The sequence below is a fragment of the Shuttleworthella sp. MSX8B genome (assembly GCF_000524295.1).
GTDB classification, from domain to species: Bacteria; Bacillota; Clostridia; order Lachnospirales; family Lachnospiraceae; genus Shuttleworthia; species Shuttleworthia satelles.
The window spans coordinates 1-520 of the sequence record NZ_JAQT01000026.1 but is presented as its reverse complement, the minus strand read 5'-3'; the positions used below and the strand labels follow the sequence as shown (position 1 = coordinate 520).

Below are 520 nucleotides of genomic sequence, written 5' to 3'. Positions count from 1 at the left end.
CGGGAGAAGAAAAATGACACAGGAAGCATTGGGAATGGTAGAGACCAGGGGTCTAGTAGCGTCAATTGAGGCAGCCGACGCCATGTGCAAGGCGGCCAATGTCGCTTTGATCGGAACGGAGAAGATCGGATCCGGCCTGGTGACTGTTATGGTCAGAGGCGATGTCGGAGCTGTCAAGTCCGCAGTTGAGGCGGGATCTACAGCAGCAGGGAGACTGGGCGAGCTGATTGCAACCCACGTCATTCCCCGTCCTCATGGTGATGTGGAAGGGATTCTTCCCAAGGTCAAGGCCTGAAACAGTGACGATCGTCCCGAGGCGGCTTTTGGCCGCCTCGTTGCGATTCGGGACCACTGAGAAGGGCTCAAATTTGTATGATAATTGAGGAATACTCAAGAGCGCATGACCATCGAGGTATCCTCGATTGGTACATGACCATTGAGCGAAGCTCAATGATACACGACCATTGAGTGGAACTCAATAGCATATGACCATTGAGCGAAGCTCAATGGTACATGACCA

At 52.9% G+C, this 520-nt stretch carries 1 protein-coding gene; it reads left to right on the top strand.

Annotated elements, in window-relative coordinates; all coding sequences use genetic code 11:
- The first annotated feature begins 13 nt into the window (after positions 1–13).
- Positions 14–295, top strand: coding sequence for a BMC domain-containing protein (locus HMPREF1508_RS06335; protein WP_006905676.1), 282 nt, complete (start codon positions 14–16; stop codon positions 293–295).
- The last annotated feature ends 225 nt before the right edge of the window (positions 296–520 follow it).

Excerpts from the sequence above, each read along its gene's own strand:
- HMPREF1508_RS06335 (WP_006905676.1), top strand. The coding sequence starts at position 14 with ATGACACAGGAAGCATTGGGAATGGTAGAGACCAGGGGTCTAGTAGCG.